Source organism: Streptomyces sp. 2A115 (assembly GCF_052245575.1).
Lineage (GTDB): Bacteria > Actinomycetota > Actinomycetes > Streptomycetales > Streptomycetaceae > Streptomyces.
The window spans coordinates 1-1178 of record NZ_JBQQCG010000229.1 but is presented as its reverse complement, the minus strand read 5'-3'; the positions used below and the strand labels follow the sequence as shown (position 1 = coordinate 1178).

Genomic DNA, 1178 nt, shown 5'->3' with positions numbered 1-1178 from the left:
TGGGCGCCGCGACGATCCTGGAGCACCTGAACGCCGGCCTGGTCGACGATTTCTCGATCACGCTGTCACCGGTGCTTTTCGGCGCCGGCACCCGCCTGTTCGACGGCGTGGACGCGTCCAGGGTCGCGCTGGAGCCGGTCCGCTCGGAGCCGTCGTCGCGGGTGACGCACCTGACCTACGCCGTGCACCCACGGTAGCCGGGCCACCACTCCCCCCTATCGATCCGAAACTCGAAGGGTTCTATTCGAGGGTGCAGCGGACGTGTGGTCCGCCGAAGTAGCCGCGGACGATGTGCGACTGACGCTGGCGGCGGTGGGAGAACCTGCGGGTCCCGGCGGCGAGTTGGGCCTGGTCGTGGGTCGGCTGTGGTCGGCAGACTCCGCTTGAGGTCCGCGTTGACCAGCTCGTCGGGGTTCAACTCCGGCGAGTACGACGGCAGGAAGTGCACCTCGATCCTTCCCGACGGCGTCGGTGGACATGCCCACGCGGCGAGCGATGTCCGCGCCGGTTGCCCACAGCGTGCATGGGACTCGCGTTCGACCGGCCGGCGTGGTTGCCGGCCGTCCTGCGTTGACCGGTCCCGTGGCCGGCCGGACGATCTGCTCTCTTGGGCGCGGCGAAGCGCTGACGTCTGGCTACCCCTTGCGTCGAGCATTCCATCTCATGACGGCTTTGAAGAACACACTCGCGGCGAACCCAGCGAGGCTCAAGATGATGACCGCCGCAACGATGGACAGTGTCAGTTCCATGGCACCCCTCCTTGACGCACTGTCGTGAACCGAAATACAAGAATCAGATTGAGCCCACGCGCCCGGATTTCTCGCGCCACACCGGTTGGGATGGATGGTCAGGGTGTGAGTATTTTCCTACATGAGGACGCAGAAGGGGTGAAAATGCGTAGAGAAGTGCCGTCATGAGGAAGATGGAGACGACAAATACCCACTGAGGCTGCGCCAAGCTCGTTTCCGCAGTTCAGTGGGGCTGGTGTGATGCGCTGGTGAGGTCCTCACGCTGGTAGGCGGCATGATCGTCGGGGCGAGATCGTCCGCCCGTCTCGTCACCGCTGTACTTCGCTGTTCGCCAGGACGAGCAGGGCTCGCAGGAGCGTGGTGGCCTGCCGGGTGTCGGTGCGGAGCTTGGTCAGGGTCCGCCAGGACTTGAGGTTCGCGAAGCCGTGT

1 protein-coding gene and 1 pseudogene are annotated in these 1178 nt (G+C 65.2%); one reads left to right on the top strand and one right to left on the bottom strand.

Annotated features, from left to right (window positions below; genetic code table 11):
* Nucleotides 1–197 (top strand): dihydrofolate reductase family protein (locus ACTWQR_RS55735; RefSeq protein ID WP_443235016.1); only part of this gene is annotated, 197 nt, incomplete at its 5' end.
* Nucleotides 198–328: 131 nt separating this feature from the next.
* Here the strand turns inward: ACTWQR_RS55735 and ACTWQR_RS55730 are convergent.
* Nucleotides 329–457 (bottom strand): annotated as a pseudogene (locus ACTWQR_RS55730) (transposase); the annotation flags it as partial.
* Nucleotides 458–1178: the final 721 nt, after the last annotated feature.